Source organism: Paraglaciecola polaris LMG 21857 (genome assembly GCF_000315055.1).
GTDB classification, from domain to species: Bacteria; Pseudomonadota; Gammaproteobacteria; order Enterobacterales; family Alteromonadaceae; genus Paraglaciecola; species Paraglaciecola polaris.
The window spans coordinates 1-624 of the sequence record NZ_BAER01000086.1; the positions used below are offsets into that span (position 1 = coordinate 1).

Consider the following 624-nt stretch of genomic DNA (forward strand, 5'->3'; position numbering starts at 1 on the left):
TGTCCCATCGTTGCTATTATCTGGTACATCCACGGTAATAGTTGGTGCGCTTGTATCAATATTGCCGCTACCAGATACCTGAGCATCATTACCTAAACCATCGCCTACCCTTGCATCAACCGAATAAGCACCATCGGCAAGTATCACTGGCACATCGATACTAAAACTACCATCATTCTGTACCAGTGCCGTGAGTGTTTGAATGGCACCGTTTTGATCAGTTACGGTAATATTAACCACTGTGCCAACAGCAGCATCTGTATTACCACTGACGGTAGGTGTTGCATCATTGCCACTTTGAGGCTCATTAAGCGATAAACTAGGTACAGCAGTATTAATTTCTCCATTTGCTGTGGAAGTAGTTAGATTTCCAGCTTCATCTTCTACTGTTGCGCTAACGGTGTAAGGCCCGTCAGGTAATGGATCGTTAAGCTCAACACTAAAACGGCCATCCGCTTGGACGCTAGTGTTAAACGTTTGCACTATACCGTTATTATCCGTTACCGTGATATTTATGGAAGTGTCGGCATCGGCGTCTGAAGCGCCGGTTATCAACGGTGTACTGTCATTTGTAATACCCAGCGCATCTAGGGTAAGAGTTGGCGCTATTGTATCAATATTCCC

At 45.0% G+C, this 624-nt stretch carries 1 protein-coding gene; it reads right to left on the bottom strand.

The genetic code is table 11. The features are described from left to right. Positions 1–624: Ig-like domain-containing protein (locus GPLA_RS14845; protein WP_040514954.1), on the bottom strand; the 624-nt coding region annotated here is incomplete at both ends.